General features: G+C 72.9%; 21 protein-coding genes. 6 read left to right on the forward strand and 15 right to left on the reverse strand.

Annotation, left to right across the window (positions count from 1 at the left end; all coding sequences use genetic code 11):
• Position 1 precedes the first annotated feature (1 nt).
• On the reverse strand, positions 2–829 hold the full coding sequence (locus tag AAW13_RS04320) for a helix-turn-helix transcriptional regulator (RefSeq protein ID WP_046731681.1): 828 nt from the start codon (positions 827–829) through the stop codon (positions 2–4).
• A gap of 146 nt (positions 830–975) precedes the next feature.
• On the opposite strand from AAW13_RS04320, the gene AAW13_RS04325 reads away from it, so the two are divergent.
• A complete protein-coding gene (locus AAW13_RS04325) occupies positions 976–1,737 on the forward strand; it encodes an SDR family oxidoreductase (RefSeq protein WP_046731680.1) in 762 nt (253 codons plus the stop codon).
• 14 nt (positions 1,738–1,751) lie between these two features.
• Here AAW13_RS04325 and AAW13_RS47365 read toward each other — a convergent pair whose 3' ends face one another.
• Both AAW13_RS47365 and AAW13_RS04330 read right to left on the reverse strand, forming a co-directional pair.
• Entirely contained in the window at positions 1,752–1,877 is a 126-nt protein-coding gene (locus AAW13_RS47365) for a hypothetical protein (RefSeq protein ID WP_276207583.1), read from the reverse strand.
• 86 nt (positions 1,878–1,963) lie between these two features.
• Positions 1,964–2,953 (reverse strand): helix-turn-helix transcriptional regulator, encoded by a 990-nt coding sequence (locus AAW13_RS04330; RefSeq protein WP_046731679.1) that lies wholly within the window; start codon positions 2,951–2,953, stop codon positions 1,964–1,966.
• Positions 2,954–3,046: 93 nt separating this feature from the next.
• Between AAW13_RS04330 and AAW13_RS04335 the strand changes: the two genes are divergently transcribed.
• Complete coding sequence (locus AAW13_RS04335) at positions 3,047–3,445, forward strand: VOC family protein (RefSeq protein ID WP_046731678.1); 399 nt, start codon at positions 3,047–3,049, stop codon at positions 3,443–3,445.
• Positions 3,446–3,470: 25 nt separating this feature from the next.
• Here the strand turns inward: AAW13_RS04335 and AAW13_RS04340 are convergent, their stop codons facing one another.
• The 6 genes from AAW13_RS04340 to AAW13_RS04365 form a co-directional block, all read right to left on the reverse strand.
• Positions 3,471–3,884, reverse strand: coding sequence for a hypothetical protein (locus AAW13_RS04340; protein WP_046731743.1), 414 nt, complete (start codon positions 3,882–3,884; stop codon positions 3,471–3,473).
• Between the two features lie 72 nt (positions 3,885–3,956).
• Positions 3,957–4,559, reverse strand: a complete 603-nt coding sequence (locus AAW13_RS04345) for a carbonic anhydrase (RefSeq protein WP_046731677.1) — start codon at positions 4,557–4,559, stop codon at positions 3,957–3,959.
• Between the two features lie 130 nt (positions 4,560–4,689).
• Positions 4,690–5,619, reverse strand: a complete 930-nt coding sequence (locus AAW13_RS04350) for an ABC transporter substrate-binding protein (protein ID WP_046731676.1) — start codon at positions 5,617–5,619, stop codon at positions 4,690–4,692.
• Positions 5,620–5,630: 11 nt separating this feature from the next.
• Entirely contained in the window at positions 5,631–6,329 is a 699-nt protein-coding gene (locus AAW13_RS04355; protein ID WP_046731675.1) for an ABC transporter permease, read from the reverse strand.
• Position 6,330: 1 nt separating this feature from the next.
• Positions 6,331–6,972: an ABC transporter permease gene (locus AAW13_RS04360; RefSeq protein WP_046731674.1), complete on the reverse strand. Its 642-nt coding sequence runs from the start codon at positions 6,970–6,972 to the stop codon at positions 6,331–6,333.
• Complete coding sequence (locus AAW13_RS04365) at positions 6,969–8,012, reverse strand: ABC transporter ATP-binding protein (RefSeq protein ID WP_046731673.1); 1,044 nt, start codon at positions 8,010–8,012, stop codon at positions 6,969–6,971. The genes AAW13_RS04360 and AAW13_RS04365 overlap by 4 nt, the downstream gene beginning before the upstream one ends.
• Before the next feature lie 141 nt (positions 8,013–8,153).
• On the opposite strand from AAW13_RS04365, the gene AAW13_RS04370 reads away from it, so the two are divergent.
• The 3 genes from AAW13_RS04370 (at position 8,154) to AAW13_RS04380 (ending at position 11,198) form a co-directional block, all read left to right on the forward strand.
• Complete coding sequence (locus AAW13_RS04370; protein ID WP_046731672.1) at positions 8,154–9,662, forward strand: aromatic amino acid ammonia-lyase; 1,509 nt, start codon at positions 8,154–8,156, stop codon at positions 9,660–9,662.
• Positions 9,659–10,501 (forward strand): MurR/RpiR family transcriptional regulator, encoded by an 843-nt coding sequence (locus tag AAW13_RS04375; protein ID WP_046731671.1) that lies wholly within the window; start codon positions 9,659–9,661, stop codon positions 10,499–10,501. Before AAW13_RS04370 ends, AAW13_RS04375 begins: the two co-directional genes overlap by 4 nt.
• Positions 10,502–10,595: 94 nt before the next feature.
• A complete protein-coding gene (locus AAW13_RS04380) occupies positions 10,596–11,198 on the forward strand; it encodes a hypothetical protein (protein WP_046731670.1) in 603 nt (200 codons plus the stop codon).
• 7 nt (positions 11,199–11,205) lie between these two features.
• Here the strand turns inward: AAW13_RS04380 and AAW13_RS04385 are convergent, their stop codons facing one another.
• From AAW13_RS04385 to AAW13_RS04405, 5 genes are all read right to left on the reverse strand, one after another.
• A complete protein-coding gene (locus tag AAW13_RS04385; RefSeq protein ID WP_046731669.1) occupies positions 11,206–11,580 on the reverse strand; it encodes a roadblock/LC7 domain-containing protein in 375 nt (124 codons plus the stop codon).
• Between the two features lie 16 nt (positions 11,581–11,596).
• A complete protein-coding gene (locus tag AAW13_RS04390; protein WP_046731668.1) occupies positions 11,597–12,097 on the reverse strand; it encodes a roadblock/LC7 domain-containing protein in 501 nt (166 codons plus the stop codon).
• A 31-nt stretch (positions 12,098–12,128) separates the two neighbouring features.
• Entirely contained in the window at positions 12,129–12,923 is a 795-nt protein-coding gene (locus AAW13_RS04395) for a hypothetical protein (protein WP_046731667.1), read from the reverse strand.
• Positions 12,920–13,309 (reverse strand): hypothetical protein, encoded by a 390-nt coding sequence (locus AAW13_RS04400; RefSeq protein ID WP_046731666.1) that lies wholly within the window; start codon positions 13,307–13,309, stop codon positions 12,920–12,922. The genes AAW13_RS04395 and AAW13_RS04400 overlap by 4 nt, the downstream gene beginning before the upstream one ends.
• Positions 13,310–13,480: 171 nt before the next feature.
• On the reverse strand, positions 13,481–14,932 hold the full coding sequence (locus tag AAW13_RS04405) for a type III PLP-dependent enzyme domain-containing protein (protein WP_079178708.1): 1,452 nt from the start codon (positions 14,930–14,932) through the stop codon (positions 13,481–13,483).
• A gap of 152 nt (positions 14,933–15,084) precedes the next feature.
• On the opposite strand from AAW13_RS04405, the gene hutU reads away from it, so the two are divergent.
• Positions 15,085–16,749: a urocanate hydratase gene (hutU, locus tag AAW13_RS04410; protein ID WP_046731665.1), complete on the forward strand. Its 1,665-nt coding sequence runs from the start codon at positions 15,085–15,087 to the stop codon at positions 16,747–16,749.
• A 236-nt stretch (positions 16,750–16,985) separates the two neighbouring features.
• On the opposite strand, the gene AAW13_RS45755 is transcribed toward hutU, so the two are convergent.
• The gene (locus AAW13_RS45755) at positions 16,986–17,186 is read right to left on the reverse strand and encodes a hypothetical protein (protein WP_167391677.1); all 201 of its coding nucleotides are present in this window, start codon (positions 17,184–17,186) and stop codon (positions 16,986–16,988) included.

Here is a 17,186-nt window from a genome sequence, read left to right on the forward strand (position 1 = left end):
CTCAGCCGGCCGTCGCCCAACTGCCCAGCAGCGCCAGCCGCTCCGCCGTCTCCGAGCCCGGCTCGGGGGTGTACACGACGAGCGTCTGGTCCGGGTCCTCGGGCACCGTCAGCGTCTCGTAGGGCAGCGCGAGCAGGCCCGCCACCGGGTGCCGGACGCGCTTCACGCCGTACGCGCACGCCTTGACCTCGTGGTCCGCCCACAGCCTGCGGAAGTCCGCGCTCTTGACGGAGAGTTCGCCGACCAGACCGGTCAGGGCCGGGTCGTCCGGGTACCGGCCGGCGCTGATGCGCAGGTTGGCGACGGTCTGCGCGGCGATCGCCGCCCACTCGGGGTAGAAGTCGGCCGCCGCCGGGTCCAGGAAGACCAGCCGGGGCATGCTGCGGTCGGCCGGTTCCAGCGCGCCGAAGCCGAGCAGCGCGTCGGCGAGCGCGTTCCAGGCCAGCACCTCCATCCGGCGGCCCAGCACGAACGCCGGCGACCGCTCCAGGGCGTCCAGCAGCAGCTGCACCCCGGGGCGGACACGCGGTACCGCGGGGCGCCGTGCCCCCTTGGCCGCCCGCGGGCGGGCCACCGTACGCAGATAGGCGTGCTCGGTCTCGTCGAGCCGCAGGACCCGCGCGATGGAGTCGAGCACGGCATCGGAGGCGCTCAGACCCCGACCCTGCTCCAGCCGGATGTAGTAGTCGACGCTCACCCCCGCAAGCTGCGCCACCTCCTCGCGGCGCAGGCCCGGTACGCGGCGCCGCCCGTACGAGGGCAGCCCCACCTCCTCGGGCCGGATACGGGCGCGGCGCGAGCGCAGGAAGTCTCCGAGGTCCCCGTCCATGGGTTCGATCGTAGGGGAGCGGCCGCCGCCGAACCTGGTACTGGCAGACCCAGGAAAAGTCGGCCCCTGGGTGGGCCCGCCGGACCCGGCGAGGGTGGGGACACGCCACCGGGACCGACCCGGCGGCACCGACCAGGGAGTACCTCATGTCGTACGACAACCTGTCCGGCCGTACCGCCGTCGTGACCGGGGCCGCCAGCGGGATCGGGGAGGCCGTGGCCGTGCGGCTCGCCGCGGAGGGCGCCCGGGTGGCGCTGCTCGCCCGGCGCGCGGACCGGCTGGAGACGGTGGCGGCGAAGATCCGGGCGGCCGGCGGCGAAGCCCTCGCCGTGGTCGCCGACGTCACCGACGACGCGTCCGTGCAGGCGGCGGCGGACGCCGTGCACGGGGCCTTCGGCACCGTGGACCTGGTGGTCAACAACGCCGGCGTGATGCTGCCCCACCCGGTCGACGACGGCCGCCTCGACGAGTGGCAGCGCATGATCGACACCAATGTGACCGGCGTGCTGCGGGTGCTGCGGGCCTTCACCGGGGACCTGGTGGCGGCGGCCGCGCGGGGCGGTACCGCCGACCTCGTCAACGTCTCGTCCATCGGCGCGCACCTCGTCTTCCCCACCTACGCGGTGTACGGCGCCACCAAGGCCGCCGTCACCCAGCTCTCGCAGGCGCTGCGCGCCGAGTTCGGGCCGCGTGACGTGCGGGTCACCAACATCGAGCCGGGGCTCACGGAGACCGAACTGGCCGACCACATCGGGTCGGACGAGGGGCGGGCGCAGGTCGACGGCATGCTGGCGGCGATGGGCTCACTGTCCGCGGCCGACCTCGCCGACCTGGTGGGCTACGTGACCAGCCGGCCCCGGCACGTCAACCTGAGCCAGATCGTCGCCCTGCCCACCCGGCAGGCGTGACACGCCGACGGTGCTCACCGGACCCGCCCGGTCCCCGACCCCGCCTGTCCCAGCACCCGCCCGAGGAAGCCGCGCAGGTAACCCGCGACGACGTCCAGGTGGCTCTCCATCAGGAAGTGACCGCCGTCGATCAGGTGCACCTCCGCGTCCTCGGCGTCGCGGGCGCGACGAGGGGAGGGAACAAGACGGCCACGCTGTGCCCTCTCATGACGTTGGTTCCTCGCGGTCAGGCCCGGCGGGCGTGGGACGCGAGGCGGTCGGCGAGCGCGACGACGAGGTCGCGGAGTTCGTCGGGACGCTCGATGACGAACGGCCGGTCGAGTGCGGCGAGCACCGCAGGCAGCCAGTCGAGCCGCTCCGCCCGCAGCTCGACACGCAGCCAGCGCTCGGTCGTCCGGTCCTCGCCGGCCGCGGGCTCGTGCTCCTCCAGGCTCGCGACGCCGGCAGGAAGGCGGGCGCGGATCTGCTCGACTGTCCCGTGGATCCGCAAGGTCACCTCGTGCCGGTATTCGGCCGTGGCGAATCCCGACAGCACGCGCTCTGCCGGAGCGGGACCCACGGGCGCTTCGAACGAGCCGGGCAGGGTCCGCGCGTCCGCGATGCGGTCGAGCCGGAAGGTCCGGTCCTCACCGAGCCCGGCGTCCTTGCCCGTGACGTACCACCGGCCCGCGTGGGCGACGATCCCGTATGCGTGCAGTGTGCGTTCGCTGGGCCGTCCGGCACGGTCGGTGTAGCGGATCGAGACCGGCCGGCGGTGGCGCACCGCGTCGGCGACGGTGAGCAGCACCCCGGCGTCCGGGGTGTCGAACTCGCCGGGCCGGTCCGTGAAGGCGAGCGCTTCCCGGAGCGTGTCGAGCCGGCGGGCGATGTGCCGGGGCAGCACCCGCCGGATCTTCGCCGCCGCCGTCTCGTTCGCCGTGCGCTCCGTCGTCGTCAGCCCCGCCCGTCGGCCGGCGATCAGGCCGAGCAGCACGGCCAGCGCCTCGTCGTCGCTGAGCATGAGCGGCGGCAGGCGGTAGCCGGGGCCGAGCCGGTACCCGCCGTAGCGGCCGCGCACCGATTCCACGGGCACGTCGAGGTCGACCAGCTGGTCCACGTACCGGCGCACGGTGCGCCCCTCGACGCCGAGCCGGTCGGCGAGCTCGGCCACCGTCCGGGTGCCTCCCGATTGCAGCAGTTCCAGGAGGGTCAGCACGCGGCCGGTGGGTCGGGACATGTCCGCAGCCTAACTCCGATACAGGACCGATTCTGTCCTCTATTTCTCCTAGCCTGCGACGTGCACGCCTTCAGCACGACCAAGGAGATTCCCATGGACTTCGTCTCGATCCGCGTCATCACCGGCGACGTGGCACGCCTCGTCGACTTCTACGAGCGGGCCACGGGGGCTCAGGCGACGTGGGCCACCGAGGACTTCGCCGAGCTCAGGATCGGTGGCGCCACCCTCGCGATCGGCAGCACCCGCACGGTCCCGTTGTTCGCCCCGGGCTCCGCCCGTCCGGCGGCCAACCACAGCGTGATCACCGAGTTCCTCGTCGACGACGTGGACCGCGTCCACCGGAACCTGGCCGACGTCGTCACCGACTTCGTCACCGAGCCCACCACGATGCCCTGGGGCAACCGTTCGCTGCTGTTCCGCGACCCCGACGGCAACCTGGTCAACTTCTTCACCCCCGTCACCCCGGCGGCCATCGAGAAGTTCGCACGCTGACGCCACGGACAGCCGGGCCCGCTGCTCAGTCCTCGCGGTCGTGGTCGGGGCGGCGGAACAGGTCGGGGTTGAGGCGGACGGCCTGGGCGGCGTTGACACCGACGATGCCGATCCAGGTGGCGATCAGGCCCGTCATGCCCGCGAACGCCCCACCGATCGCCGACAGCGGGATCGCCAGCACCAGCGAGACGATCCCGAAACCGAACCGCTCGCCCCAGGAGTCGGTGCCCTTGGAGCGCCGCGCCCCGCGGGCCGCCTGCATCTGCTGCTCGGCCAGGCCCCGGCGCAGCCGGCGCTCCACGGCGCCGTCGATGCGGCTGTCGATCTTCTCCATGAAGGAGTCGACGAGTTCCGTCTCGTACTCCGGCCCCAGGTCCCTGCGCGCGTGCAGGGTGGCGGCCAGGTCCTTGTGCAGATCGGTGTCATGCGCGTCCGTCATGGAGGCCACGGTAGGCACCCGGGCCGCCCGGCGCACTGGGGCAAGCCCCCGCATCCCACCGGGGGTCCGCCCTCAGGGCAGCAGCGTCACCAGCCCGCTGTCCGGGTCGAGGCGCGCCGCGACCACCGCCGCTCCCGCGAACGCGGAGTCCGCCCTGATCGCGTCCCGCACCCACACCGCGTGGGCCCGCACGGTGTGGGCGGCCCAGTCCCCGGGCAGTGCCCCGGTCCGGCGGGCCGCCGGGGCGATCTCCTCGACGAGGAGCTCCAGGTGGCCGGGGACCGGTGCGCCGGTGCGAAGCCTGCCGAGGGTGGCGGCGACCGCCCCGCAGCCCTCGTGGCCGAGCACCACGACCAGCGGTACGCGCAGTTCTGCCACCCCGTACTGGATGGAGGCGAGCACCGCCTCGTCCAGCACCTGCCCGGCCGTCCTCATGCACAGCAGGGCGCCGAGGTCCTGGTCGAAGAGCAGCTCGGGCAGGACCCCGGAGTCGACGCAGTCCAGGACGACGGCGAACGGCCGCTGCGCGGGCACCCGGCCGCGGCGTGCGCGGCCGGTGGCGTAACGGCGGTTGCCCGCCAGGAGTTCGTCGAGGGCGGCGCTGGTCGAGGCGGGGGCGGCGGCCGGCGCGCCGACGGCGGTGGCCGTCGGAAAGGCCCTGGGGTTCGAGGCCATGACGCTTCCTCAGCTGCTGGGGCCGGTGGACCGTCATCACTGTACGGGGCGGAAACGTCACTCTCCGTGCCGATTTAACGATCCTTGGCCGGATCATCGCCCGCCCGATACCCGGTCCGACGCCTGCGGGTCAGGCCAGACCGTGCTGCTTCGCGTACGCGTCCGCCACGTCCTCCGGGTCCTTCTTGTCGTTGTCGACCTGGCTGTTGAGCTGGGTGAGCTGCTCGGTGGTGAGGATGTTGCCGAGCCGGGCGAGGGCCTTGCGGACCGTGTCGTCGGCCTTGCGGTCGGCGATCAGCGGGACGATGTGCTGGCTGGGGATCAGGTTCTTCGGGTCCGCCAGCACCACCCAGCCGTTGGCCGCGATGTCGGTGTCGGTGGTGAACAGGTTCGCCACGTCCACGTCGCCCTTCTTCAGCGCGCCCTTGACCAGCGGCCCGTCCGAGTCGAGCGACTTGAACTCCTTGAACTCGACGCCGTACACCTCCTGGAGCCCGACCGCCCCCACCCGGCGCTTCTTCACCTCGGGCGCGGCCCCGATGACCAGCCTGCCGTTCTGCTTGGCCAGGTCGGCGAGAGAGGTCAGGCCGTACTTCCGGGCGGTCGCCCGGGTGACCACGAAGCAGTCGGAGTCGGCGGCCTGGCCGTAGGGCAGCACCTGGAGCCCGGCCGGCAGCGCCAGGGTGAGCGCGTTCTGCATGGTGCCGGGCTCGGACGAGTCGTCCTTCGGGGCCAGGTAGTTGAGGAGGGCTCCCTGGTACTCGGGCAGCAGGTCGATGTCGCCGGCCTTGAGCGCGGGGATCACGATCTCCCGGGTGCCGAGGTTCGGGCGGACCTTCACCTGGACGCCGGCCTTCCTGAGCGCGGCCGCGTACAGGTAGCCGAGCACCTGGTTCTCGGTGAAATTGGCGGTGCCGATGGTGATCCCGCCCTTGCTGGAGCCGCCGCCGGCGGTCGAGCCGCTGCTCTCGTTCAGGGAGGTGATGCCGCTGGAGCAGGCGGAGAGGGTGGTGACGGATCCGGCGGCGAGCAGGCCACCGAGGAGGGTACGACGGTTCATCTCGGGGTTCCCTAGGCGGTGCGGGTGGGGGTCCCCCCGCTCGAGCGAAGTCGAGAGTGGGGGAGGAAGAGGAAGCGCTGGAGGGTGCTCAGGAGCAGGTCGAGGACGACGGCGACGAGGGCGACCAGCACCGCGCCGCCGAGCACCTGGACGAGGTCGCGCTGGGCGAGTCCGTCGAAGACGTAGCGGCCGAGGCCGCCGAAGGAGACGTACGCGGCGATGGTGGCCGTGGCGACGACCTGGATCAGCGCGAGCCGCAGGCCGGTCATGATCAGGGGGAGCGCCAGCGGCAGTTCGACCTGGAGGAGGACCTGGTGGCCGCGCATCCCCTGGCCGCGGGCGGCGTCGCGGACGTCCGGGTCGACGGCGGTCATCCCGGCGTAGGTGTTGGTGACGATCGCCGGGACCGCGAGGGCCACCAGCGCCACGTACACCGGCAGCATGGACAGGCCGCCCGCCAGGAAGACCAGGACCACCAGGCCGACGGTCGGCAGCGCGCGCCCGAAGGACGCCAGGTTGATGGCGAGGAACGCGCCCTTGCCGGTGTGCCCGATCAGCAGCCCGACCGGGAGGCCGATCGCGGCGGCGATCAGGGTGGCGAGCAGCGAGTACTGGAGGTGCTCGGTGAGGCGGTGGGCGATGCCGTCCTGGCCGGCCCACTGGGAGGCGCTGGTCAGCCAGGTGCCGAGGTTCTTGATGAGTTCGAACATCTCAGGCTCGCCTCCTGCGCCACGGGGTGAGGACGTACTGGAGGGCCACCAGCAGCGCGTCCGCGACCACGGCGAGCAGGATCGTGAGCACCACGCCCACGATCACCGGGGTCGGGAAGTCGCGCTGGAAGCCGTCGGTGAAGAGCTGGCCGAGGCCGCCGTCGCCGATGTAGGTGGCGACGGACACCAGGGAGATCGACATGACGGTGGCGATCCGGACGCCCGCGAAGATCACCGGCAGGGCGAGCGGGAACTCGACGGTGAGGAGGGTGCGCAGCGGGCGGGTGCCCATCGCCTTCGCCGCCTCCTTGGTCTTCGCCGGGACCGAGTCCAGGCCCTCGACCGTGTTCCGCAGCAGCACCACCAGGGTGTAGACGGTCAGGCCGATGACGGTGGTGGTCCGGGTCAGGCCGCTGACCGGCAGCAGCAGGACGAAGATCGCGATCGAGGGGATCGTGAAGAGCACGTTGGACAGGCCGAGCAGGAAGCCGCGCAGCGGACGGACCCGGTGGGCGAGCACCGCGAGCGGCAGCGAGATCACCAGGCCGAGGAAGACGGCGGTCATGGCGGCCTGGAGGTGGGAGAGGGTGAGGCTGGTCAGATCGTCGGTGTGGTCGCCTATCCACGACCAGTCCACGGTCATGCGGCCACCGCCCGGGCCTCGGTGTGGGCCTGGCCGGCGTGCACGTGGATGTCGTCGCGGGACGAGACGCCGGTGAGGACGCCCTCGGCGTCGACCCGGGCGACGAGCCCGGTCGGGGAGGCGATCGACTCATCGAGGGCCGAGAGCAGCGAGTCGGTGTCCTTGAGCGCCCGCACCGGGAGTTCGGCGTCCGTGGACTTCGACGCCCAGTGCAGCGGCCTGCGTCCGGCGTCGAGTACGAGGCTCCAGGCGCCGCCCTCGGGAGCCGGGCCCTGCGGGACGCCGGCCAGGGTCCTCAGCGAGAGCAGCTTCAGGCCGCGCTCGGCGCCGAGGAAGTCGGCCACGAAGTCGTCGGCCGGGCGGGCCAGGAGTTCGGCGGGCGGGGCGCACTGGACCAGGTGGCCGCCGGTGCGGAAGATCGCGATGCGGTCGCCGAGCCGGACGGCCTCGTCGACGTCGTGGGTGACGAAGACGATGGTCTTGTTCAACTCCTTCTGGAGCCGCAGCAGTTCGTCCTGGAGCTGGGTACGCACCACCGGGTCGACGGCGCCGAACGGCTCGTCCATCAGCAGTACCGGCGGGTCGGCGGCGAGTGCGCGGGCGACGCCGACGCGCTGCTGCTGGCCGCCGGAGAGCTGGTGCGGGTAGCGCTTGCCCGCGTCGGCGGCGAGGCCGACCGTCTCCAGGAGTTCGGCGGCGCGGGCGCGGGCCTTCTTCCGGTTCCAGCCGAGGAGCAGCGGGACGGTGGCGATGTTGTCGAGCACCGTGCGGTGCGGGAAGAGGCCGGCCTGCTGGATGACGTACCCGATGGAACGGCGGAGTTCGGCGGCGTCCTGCCGGGTGACGTCCTCGCCGTTGACCCTGATCGTGCCGGAGGTCGGCTCGATCATTCGGTTGATCATCCGCAGGGTGGTGGTCTTGCCGCATCCGGAGGAGCCGACGAGGACGGTCACCCCGCCCTCCGGCATCTCCAGGGAGAGATCATGTACTGCTGTCGTGCCGTTGGGGAAGCGCTTGTGGACCGCGTCGAACTGGATCATGAGATGTCCCTTGCCCGGCTGTATAACGTCATGCAGAGTTCTTGGTGTGTGAATAGCTTGTCAACGGTCTGGCGTTAATCCGCCGTAACAGATGACCGAGGGGCAAGATCCAATGTCCGGGTTGAGGGGAGTTTGGGCGTGATGTCGTCTCATATCGTGGACGCGATCGGAACTGCTCATTCCGGTCTGGTGGTCCTCGACGGCATCGGCATGGGGGTCGACGACGTCGTACGCCTCGCCGACGGCACCGCCCGGCCGGTCCCCGGCACGGACGCGATGCGCCGTGCCGAGGAGTCCTGGGACGCGGCCCGGCAGATCGCCGCGACCGGCCGCGTCTACGGCCGTTCCACCGGCGTCGGCGCCAACCGGAACGAGGACGTCCCCACCGAGGCGGCCGCCGGTCACGGCCTGCGGCTGCTGCGCAGCCACGCCGGCGCCATCGGCGACGAGCTGCCCGCCCGGCAGGTACGCGCGATGCTCGCGGTCCGCGCCAACCAGCTGCTGGCGGGCGGCGCCGGGCTGCGGCCCAGCGTCATCACCGCCCTGTGCGAGGCACTGGAGTCCGGCGCGCATCCGGTCGTCAACGAGTTCGGGTCGGTCGGCACCGGCGACATCGCGGCGCTCGCGCAGATGGGCCTCGCCCTGGCGGGGGAGCACCCCTGGCGGGGCGCGACGCCACCCGAGCCGCAGCCCCTCGACAACAACGACGCCCTCGCCCTGATCAGCAGCAACGCCCTCACCCTCGGCCAGTCCGCGCTCGCCCTGCGCGAACTGCGCGGCCTGATCGAGGCCACCCAGGTGGTGGCGGCCCTGTCCCTGCTCGCCGTCGACGGCTCCCACGAGGCGTACGCGGCCCCCGTGCACGCGGCCCGCCCGCACCGGGGCAGCGCCGAGGTCGCCCGCCGGATGCGGGAACTGATCGGCGCCGCCGACCGGCCCACCCCGCCGCTCGGCCGGATCCAGGACCCGTACGGCTTCCGCTGCCTGCCCCAGATCCACGGCCCCGCCCTCGACGCGGCCGACGCCCTGGAACAGGTGCTCGCGATCGAGATCAACGCCGCCGCCGAGAACCCCCTCATCTCGGTCGAGGACCTCGCCGCCTACCACCACGGCGGCTTCTACCAGGCCCAGCTCGCCCTCGCCCTGGACCACTTCCGGCTCGCCGTCACCCAGGTCGCCCGGCTGTCCACGTCCCGCCTGTCCACCCTCAACGAGCCCGCCTACACCCGGCTGCGCCCCTTCCTCGCCGACCAGGAGCCCGCCTCCTCCGGCGTGATGATCCTGGAGTACGCCGCCGGCGCCGCCCTCGGCGACCTGCGCGCCTTCTCCGCGCCCGCCTCCCTCGGGCACGCTGTACTCTCCCGAGGCGTCGAGGAGCAGGCCAGTTTCGCCTCGCTCGCCGCCCGTCAAACGCTGCGCGCCTGCCGTGCGTACCGTCTGGTGGTCGGCTGCGAACTCGTCGCCGCCGTACGGGCGCTGCGCCAGCGCGACCTGAGCCCCGAACCCGGGCTCGGGGCGGGTCTGGCGCTGGAGCTCGCCGAGGCGGCGCTGGAGGCGGACCCGGCCGACCGGCCGCTCACCGACGACGTCACCGCGGCGGCCGGGCTGCTCGACCGGTTCACGGACATCTGGAGGGGGAGCACGTCATGAGCGTGACCGACAGCCCTGCGACACGGTTGCAGGCGCTCTTCGAGGGGCACCGGCTCACGCCGACCCAGCGGCGCATCGCGCACAGCATGGTGCGGCGCGCCGCCGACGTGCCCTTCCTGTCCAGCGTGGAGCTGGCCGAACTGGCCGGGGTCAGCCAGCCCTCCGTGACCCGGTTCGCGGTCGCCCTGGGCTTCGACGGCTACCCGGCGCTGCGCAGGCACCTGCGCGAGGTGGTGCCCGCCGAGCAGACGGCCGGCAACGGTTCGTACAACGAGTACCAGGAAGCCGTCGAGGCCGAGATCGAGAACCTCCGGCACCTCGCCGAGGTGCTCGCCGACCCCCGTCCCGTGCAGCAGGCGGGGCGGCTGCTGGCCGCCTCCAGGCCGCTGCCGGTGCTCGGGCTGCGCGCCGCCGCCTCCCAGGCGTACGGCTTCGCCTACTTCGCCGCCAAGGTCCACCCGGACGTCCGGCTGCTCAACGAGGGCGGCACGATGATCCACGACCGCATCGACGCGGCCGTCCTCGCCGGTGCCTCCACCCTGCTCTGCTTCGCGCTGCCCCGGCACCCCCGCGAGGTCGTGGACACCCTCGGCTACGCCAAGGAGGCCGGGCTGACCGTCGTCACCGTCGCCGACTCCGCCTTCGCGCCCGTGGCCAAGGTCTCCGACCTGCTGCTGCCGGCCGCCGTCGGCACCGGGCTCGCCTTCGACACGGCCTGCGCGCCGATGCTGCTCGGCCGGGTGCTCCTGGAGGCCATGTGCGACGACCTGCCGGGCGCGCAGGCCCGCCTGGAGGAGTTCGACGCGCGGGCGGCGGTACGGGGCCTGTTCGTGGAGTGAACCGCCGTCGGACGGTTCTCTAAGGCTCGTCTCACGTTCGGTCGTTAGCGTCCCGCCCTACGGACGGAACGGCACCTGCGAGGAGGCAGCGGACATGGCGCGTGCGGGACGGGAAGGGCGCGGCGGACAGGGACTGGCGCGGGTGGCCGTGGTGGTACGGGCCGGGGCCGCGCCCCTGTGGTGGGCGGGGGTCTTCGCGGCGGGCGTCGGCGTGCTGCCCCCTGGCGTCACCGGGCGGCGGATCGGCGTGCTGGCCGGGGCCGCGCTGTTCCTCGTCGGCGCCGCCGTCGTGGCCTACGTCCGCCGCAGGCGGTACACCGTGCTGGTGCGCGGCGCCGCCCGGGCCGGCAAGCACGACGTCCTCCAGGACCGGGCCGTGACCGTGCGCAACTGGCGCCGGGGCCACCGCTGGTGGCTGCTGCTGGCTTTCGCCGTCGCCCTCGGCAGCTCCTTCGCGGTGCCCGCGGCGGGCGGCCTGCTGCTGGCCGGCGCCGGTACCGGGCTGCGCCTGAAGGCGGCCTGGCTGGGGCGCCGGGAGAGGGCCGCGGACCAGCTGATGTGGGTGCGGGTCGACTGGCTCGGCAAGCGCGGCGGCCGTCCGGCCGGCAAGGCCGTCAAGGCGTACCGCGGTACCGGCATCGCGGCGGGCGACGCGTCCCCGGGCGGGGCCCGCCGCCGCACCGCGGCGCTGGTCTGAGGCCCGGTCAGACCTCCAGGTCCTCCTCGATCCTCTTCAGCTGGTGCCGGGCCATCGCCAGGTTGGCGCGGGAGGCGTCGAGCACCAGGTAGAGGAAGAGACCGTTGCCGCCGCGGCCCTTGAGCAGGCGGATCAGGTGGTACGCGTTGGAGAGCGTGATCAGGATGTCCTCGATCTCGCCCTTGAGGCCGAGGTGCTCCATGGTGCGCATCTTGGCGCGGATCACGTCGGTGTTGCCGGCGGCGGCCACGTTCAGGTCGAAGGTCTTGCTGCCGCCCATCGTGCCGAGCGCCATCCCGCTGGTGTAGTCGACGAGCGCGACGCCGGTGGCGCCCTCGATGGAGGTCAGGCACTCTTTCAGCGCGGTTTCGGTGTTGGCCATGACTTTCTGGTTCCTTTCAACTGTCGGTTGCGGTGCGCGCGTCGGTGGTGGTGCTGGTCCGTGGCGTGCGCGTGGTTCTGGTCCGTGTGGTGGTGGCGCGGGCCGGTCGCAGGGCCTTGGCGGCGGCCTCGGCGGCGTCGACCAGTTCCCCGATCCGGGCGGCGGCGCGGCGGCCCTCCAGATGCAGCCGGCCCACGTTGACCCGGTCCTCGGCGAGCAGGGTGAGCACGGCGCTGCGGCCGGCGGCGTAGGTGGCGACATAGCCGTCCTCGCCGCGCACCAGCAGCTCCCTGAGCTCGCCCTTGCCGGTGGCGTCGGCGACCCGTACGGCGACCCCGAGCTCGGCCGCGGTCAGGGCGGCCAGGCCCTCCGGATCGACGCCGGGACAGTCGTGGGCGACGACGAGGCCGTCGACCCCGGCCGCCAGGGCGCCGGTGAACTGCGGCATCCGGGTGCGTAACCGGCGCAGTTCGTCGAGGACGGCCTCTCTGTCGGAGCTGCCGGATTCTGCCGCCATCAGCTGTCTCCTCTCGGCGGGGCGGTGCCGTTCAAAGGGCCTCCAGCGCATCCCTGAGCCTCTTCAGCAGCGCGATGTCGGGGTCGGTCACGGGCGGGAGCAGGGGCGGTGCGGGGGCCGTGGTGCGCCCCGGGACGATGAGCCCGGCCGCCGCCAGCCGGCGTACGTCGACCAGCGTGTGGAAGGCCGGCCGGCCCAGTTCCCGGGCGATCTCCGCGGCCGTGCGGACGCCGTCCGCCCGGTTCAGGACGGCCCGCTGGCGGGGTGTGACCGGCGGTGGCGCGACCGGGTCGGCCCGGATCAGCGGGGCGCCGTCGGTGGTGGGGTCGGGCCAGACGCGGTGCAGCAGCTCGCGGCGGCGCAGGGTCTCGCGTTCCAGGGCGGTGACCGGCACGGCCCGCAGCGGGCTCGCGGCGGCCGGGGTGCCGTACCGGAACCGGCCCGGGGTGCTGCTGGGGGCGAGCGCGAAGTACCCGGCGTCGTACAGCGCGCCGAGCCGGCACACCTCCAGGGCGCCCCTGGGCAGCAGCCCGGCGGTGAACAGCCGGTGGGTGGCGGCCGCCATGTCCTCGGTCCAGGGCCAGGCCGCCGCGTCGAGCGTGCCGTGGGCCGTGAGGAGCACGTCGAGGCCGGGGGCGAGAGGGCTCTCGGCGTGCACCACGCGGCCCTCGGCCAGGTGCAGGCTGCCGTGCTCGCGGACCAGGACACCGGTGGCCCGCTCCTCGGCGAGGCGTACCAGCATCGGTGAGAGCGCGCCGGCCGTCCGGTCGTGGGCGGCCGCCCGGTCCCGGACGGGCAGCGGCGGAGGTGTCTCGACCACGGTCATCCCAGCACCAGCCGCTCGGCCATCTCGCCGAGCCGGATCCGGGCGAGGGCCAGATTGCCGTCCTCGCGGGTCAGCCACAGATGCAGGAAGACCGTGGCGTCGAAGGACGTGACCACGAACCGCAGCAGGTGGTAGCTGTCCCGGTTGCTGACGATCAGGTCCTCCACCGGAGGGCTCACCTCGGTGTCGTCCTCCGTGCTGAACGCCCCGTGCTCGGCGGCCAGCCGGGCCAGTTCGGCCGCCTCCGCCGCGGTGGTCTCGTGGTCACCGCCGGGCGCCTCCCCGACCGTGCCCAGGGCCAGTCCGCTGGTCCAGTCGACCAACGCCGCACCCCGCGCACCGGGCAGACGCATCGCTTCCAGTAAGCACTCGTCGATTCCGGGCACCGTGGCTCCCCTCCCGCCGCCTGGGACTCCGGTTGAGTGACGCAGACACTACGCAACGTGTGCGGGAGGGGTGAGCCGTTTGGCATTTTCCAGTGGAACATGCGTCCGGCAGGCTAGTGTTGGTCAACTGAGCTGCTTTTCGCACCAGTTGATCCCTGTGTCCGAGGTGCCTCAACGGCTTCCGGTTGCACGCAGGGTGGTGAGCGCGTCGGCGTGCGCCCCTCCGGATTCGGCCACGATCTCCGCGACCGACTGCGGCTCCCGTGCGACGGCGAACGCCACGCCTCCGGCGCCGTCCGGCACGAAGCCGTAAATCCCGGGCCTGGCAAGGGAGTTGTAGGAGTAGTGACTGCCGAAGTAGTACGCCCCGGTGTCCAGGGCCGCCGCGAGGTCCCCCTGCTCCAGCGGGGGCAGCGCACGCCCCTCGGCGAGCAGGTCGCCGGAGAAACAGGCCGGCCCCGCCACGTCCTGCACCACCGGCGCCCCCTCCTTCGGCCGCCCCTTGCCGTCGTAGGCGGCGATCCTGAGCGGCCACGCGGCCGGCACGTACACCGTCCGCGGTGCCACCTGGACCCCCGCGTGCGTCACCGCGATCCGCCGTCCGCCGGAGCTCTTGGCGTACTCCACCCGGGCCAGTACGGTGCCGTGCCGGGCCAGCAGCGAGCGCCCGAACTCGGTCACCAGTCCGTACCGCCCGTCGAACAGCCCCGGCACCACCTCCGCGAGCAGCCGCGCGTACTGCGCGTACGTCGGCTCGGCGGCCTCCGAGGCGAAGGCGACCGACAGCCCGCCCCCGATGTCGAGGGTGTCGATCTGCCGCCGCCCGACGCGCGCGTTGATCTCCTCGGCCAGCCCGTACGTCTCCGCCACCCCTCGGGCCAGCAGCGACAACGGGATCCCCTGCGAGCCGATGTGCGCGTGCAGCCGCGTCAGCCACGGCCGCTCCGCGAACGCCCGTACGACCCACTCCCGGCCCCCCTCGTCCCGCAGCCCCACCCCGAACTTCGAGGTCGCGGTGGCGGTGGAGGTGGCCCCGATGGTCCCCGGGCCGATCTGCGGGTTGACCCGGATGCCGAGCGGCGAGCGGGTGACGCCACCGCCGGCCTCCCGCAGCGCGTCGATCCTGGCCAGCTCCTGCGGGCTGTCCGCGTTGACCGCGACGCCCAGTGCCAGCGCCTCGCGCAGCTCCGCCCGGGTCTTCGCGGGCGCGTCGAACACGGTCCGCTCCACCGGGACCCCGGCCGCCCGCGCCAGCGCCAGCTCGCCCGCGCTGGCCACCTCGGCGCCCAGGCCCTCCCCGGCCAGCAGCCGCACCACCGGCACCAGCGGGTTCGCCTTCACGGCGAAGGCGTGCAGCACCGGCGTGTCCGGCGCCGCCACCGCGGCGAACGCCCGGCGCAGCGCCGTCGCCGACGCCCGGATGCCCGTCACGTCCAGCAGACCCACGATCGGCGCGTCCGGCCCCAGCAGGCCCTGCTCGACCGCCGCCCGCACGGCGTCGTCCCGCCGCGCCACCCGCCCGCCGTCGCCCTCGCCACCGGACCCGCCGCCGTTCCCGTCCGCTTCCGCTTCCGTTTGCGTTTCCGTGTCCGTGTCCGTGTCCGCCACGACGTCCCCCGACATGTCGTTGTCCACACCCTTAAGGCCCATAAGTCCAGCCAAACATCCCCCGTAGGGCCGCGCTGGCGGACCGATGTATTGACTAGTTCTATTCAGGAAGTCAGGATGTGAATAACCGCAGGAACAACGAGGACTGATCCGCTGGGAGGCAGACCATGTCAGGACCCCGCCCCGTACGAGCGCCGCGCGGTACGGAACTGAGCGCCCTGGGATGGCAGCAGGAAGCCGCCCTGCGGATGCTCCAGAACAACCTCGACCCCGAGGTGGCCGAGCACCCCGACAAGCTCGTCGTCTACGGCGGCACCGGCAAGGCCGCCCGCGACTGGCGCTCCTTCGACGCGATGGTGCGTACGCTGCGGACCCTCAAGCAGGACGAGACCATGCTGGTCCAGTCCGGCCGCCCGGTCGGTGTCATGCAGACCCACGAGTGGGCCCCGCGCGTCCTCATCGCCAACTCCAACCTGGTCGGCGACTGGGCCAACTGGGAGGAGTTCCGCCGCCTGGAGGCCCTCGGCCTCACCATGTACGGCCAGATGACCGCCGGCTCCTGGATCTACATCGGCACCCAGGGCATCCTCCAGGGCACCTACGAGACCTTCGCCGCCGTCGCCGCGAAGAAGTTCAACGGCACCCTCGCCGGGACGATCACGCTGACGGCCGGCCTCGGCGGCATGGGCGGCGCCCAGCCCCTCGCGGTCACCATGAACGACGGCGTCGCCATCTGTATCGACTGCGACCCCCGCGCGATCGAACGCCGTATCGAGCACCGCTACCTCGACGTCAGGGCCGACAGCCTGGAGCACGCCCTCCAGCTGGCCACCGAGGCTCGGGACGCCCGCCGCCCGCTCTCCATCGGCCTGCTCGGCAACGCCGCCGAACTGCTGCCGCGGATGCTCGCCGAGGGCGCCCCCGTCGACATCGTCACCGACCAGACCTCCGCGCACGACCCGCTGTCGTACCTGCCGGTGGGCGTGGCCTTCGAGGACATGGCCGACGCCGCGGCCAAGGACCCGGCCGGCTTCACCACCCGTGCCCGTGAGTCCATGGCGAAGCACGTCGAGGCCATGGTCGGCTTCATGGACGCCGGCGCCGAGGTCTTCGACTACGGCAACTCGATCCGCGGCGAGGCGCAGCTCGCGGGCTACGAGCGGGCGTTCGCCTTCCCCGGCTTCGTCCCCGCCTACATCCGCCCGCTGTTCTGCGAGGGCAAGGGCCCCTTCCGCTGGGCGGCCCTGTCCGGCGACCCCGCCGACATCGCCAGGACCGACAAGGCGATCCTCGACCTCTTCCCGGAGAACGAGTCCCTCGCCCGCTGGATCAAGCTGGCCGGTGAGCGGGTCCACTTCCAGGGCCTGCCCGCGCGTATCTGCTGGCTCGGCTACGGCGAGCGGGACAAGGCCGGCGAGCGCTTCAACGACATGGTGGCGAGCGGTGAGCTGGCGGCACCGCTGGCGATCGGCCGCGACCACCTCGACTGCGGCTCCGTCGCCTCCCCCTACCGGGAGACCGAGGCGATGCTGGACGGCTCCGACGCGATCGCCGACTGGCCGCTGCTGAACGCGATGGTGAACGTGGCCTCGGGCGCGTCCTGGGTCTCCATCCACCACGGCGGCGGGGTCGGCATGGGCCGCTCCATCCACGCCGGGCAGGTGACGGTCGCCGACGGCACGAAGCTGGCCGGCGAGAAGATCCGCCGGGTGCTGACGAACGACCCGGGCATGGGCGTGATCAGGCACGTGGACGCCGGGTACGACATCGCGGAGTCGGTCGCGGACGAGCGGGGCGTGCGCGTGCCGATGCGTGAAGGTGAGTCGGCGTGACGGAGAGCGGCAACTCTTCGGCGGGGGCCGGGCTCTCGTCGCCGCCTGCGGCTTCGGCTGTGCCCACCCGTCCCGCCCAGCGGAACGACTGCCCACAGCCCGCACGGGCCGACGGCGAACAGCCTGTGCGGGGCGACGGCGAGCAGCCTGTGCGGGGCGACGGCGAGCAGCCTGTATCGGGCGACGGCTCACAGTCTGTGCGGGGTGACGGCGAGCAGCCTGTATCGGGCGACGGCTCACAGTCTGTGCGGGGCGACGGCCGCCAGCCTGCACGGGCCGACGGCGAACAGCCTGCACGGGCCGACGGCGAACAGCCTGTGCGGGGGGACGGCGAGCAGCCTGTATCGGGCGACGGCGAGCAGTCTGTGCGGGGCGACGGCCGCCAGCCCGTGCGTGGTGAGGGGGTGCGGGCTGTGCGGAGTGGGGGTTCCTTTCAC

Origin of the sequence: Streptomyces humi (assembly GCF_001005085.2) — a bacterium.
Taxonomy (GTDB): Bacteria; Actinomycetota; Actinomycetes; order Streptomycetales; family Streptomycetaceae; genus Streptomyces; species Streptomyces humi.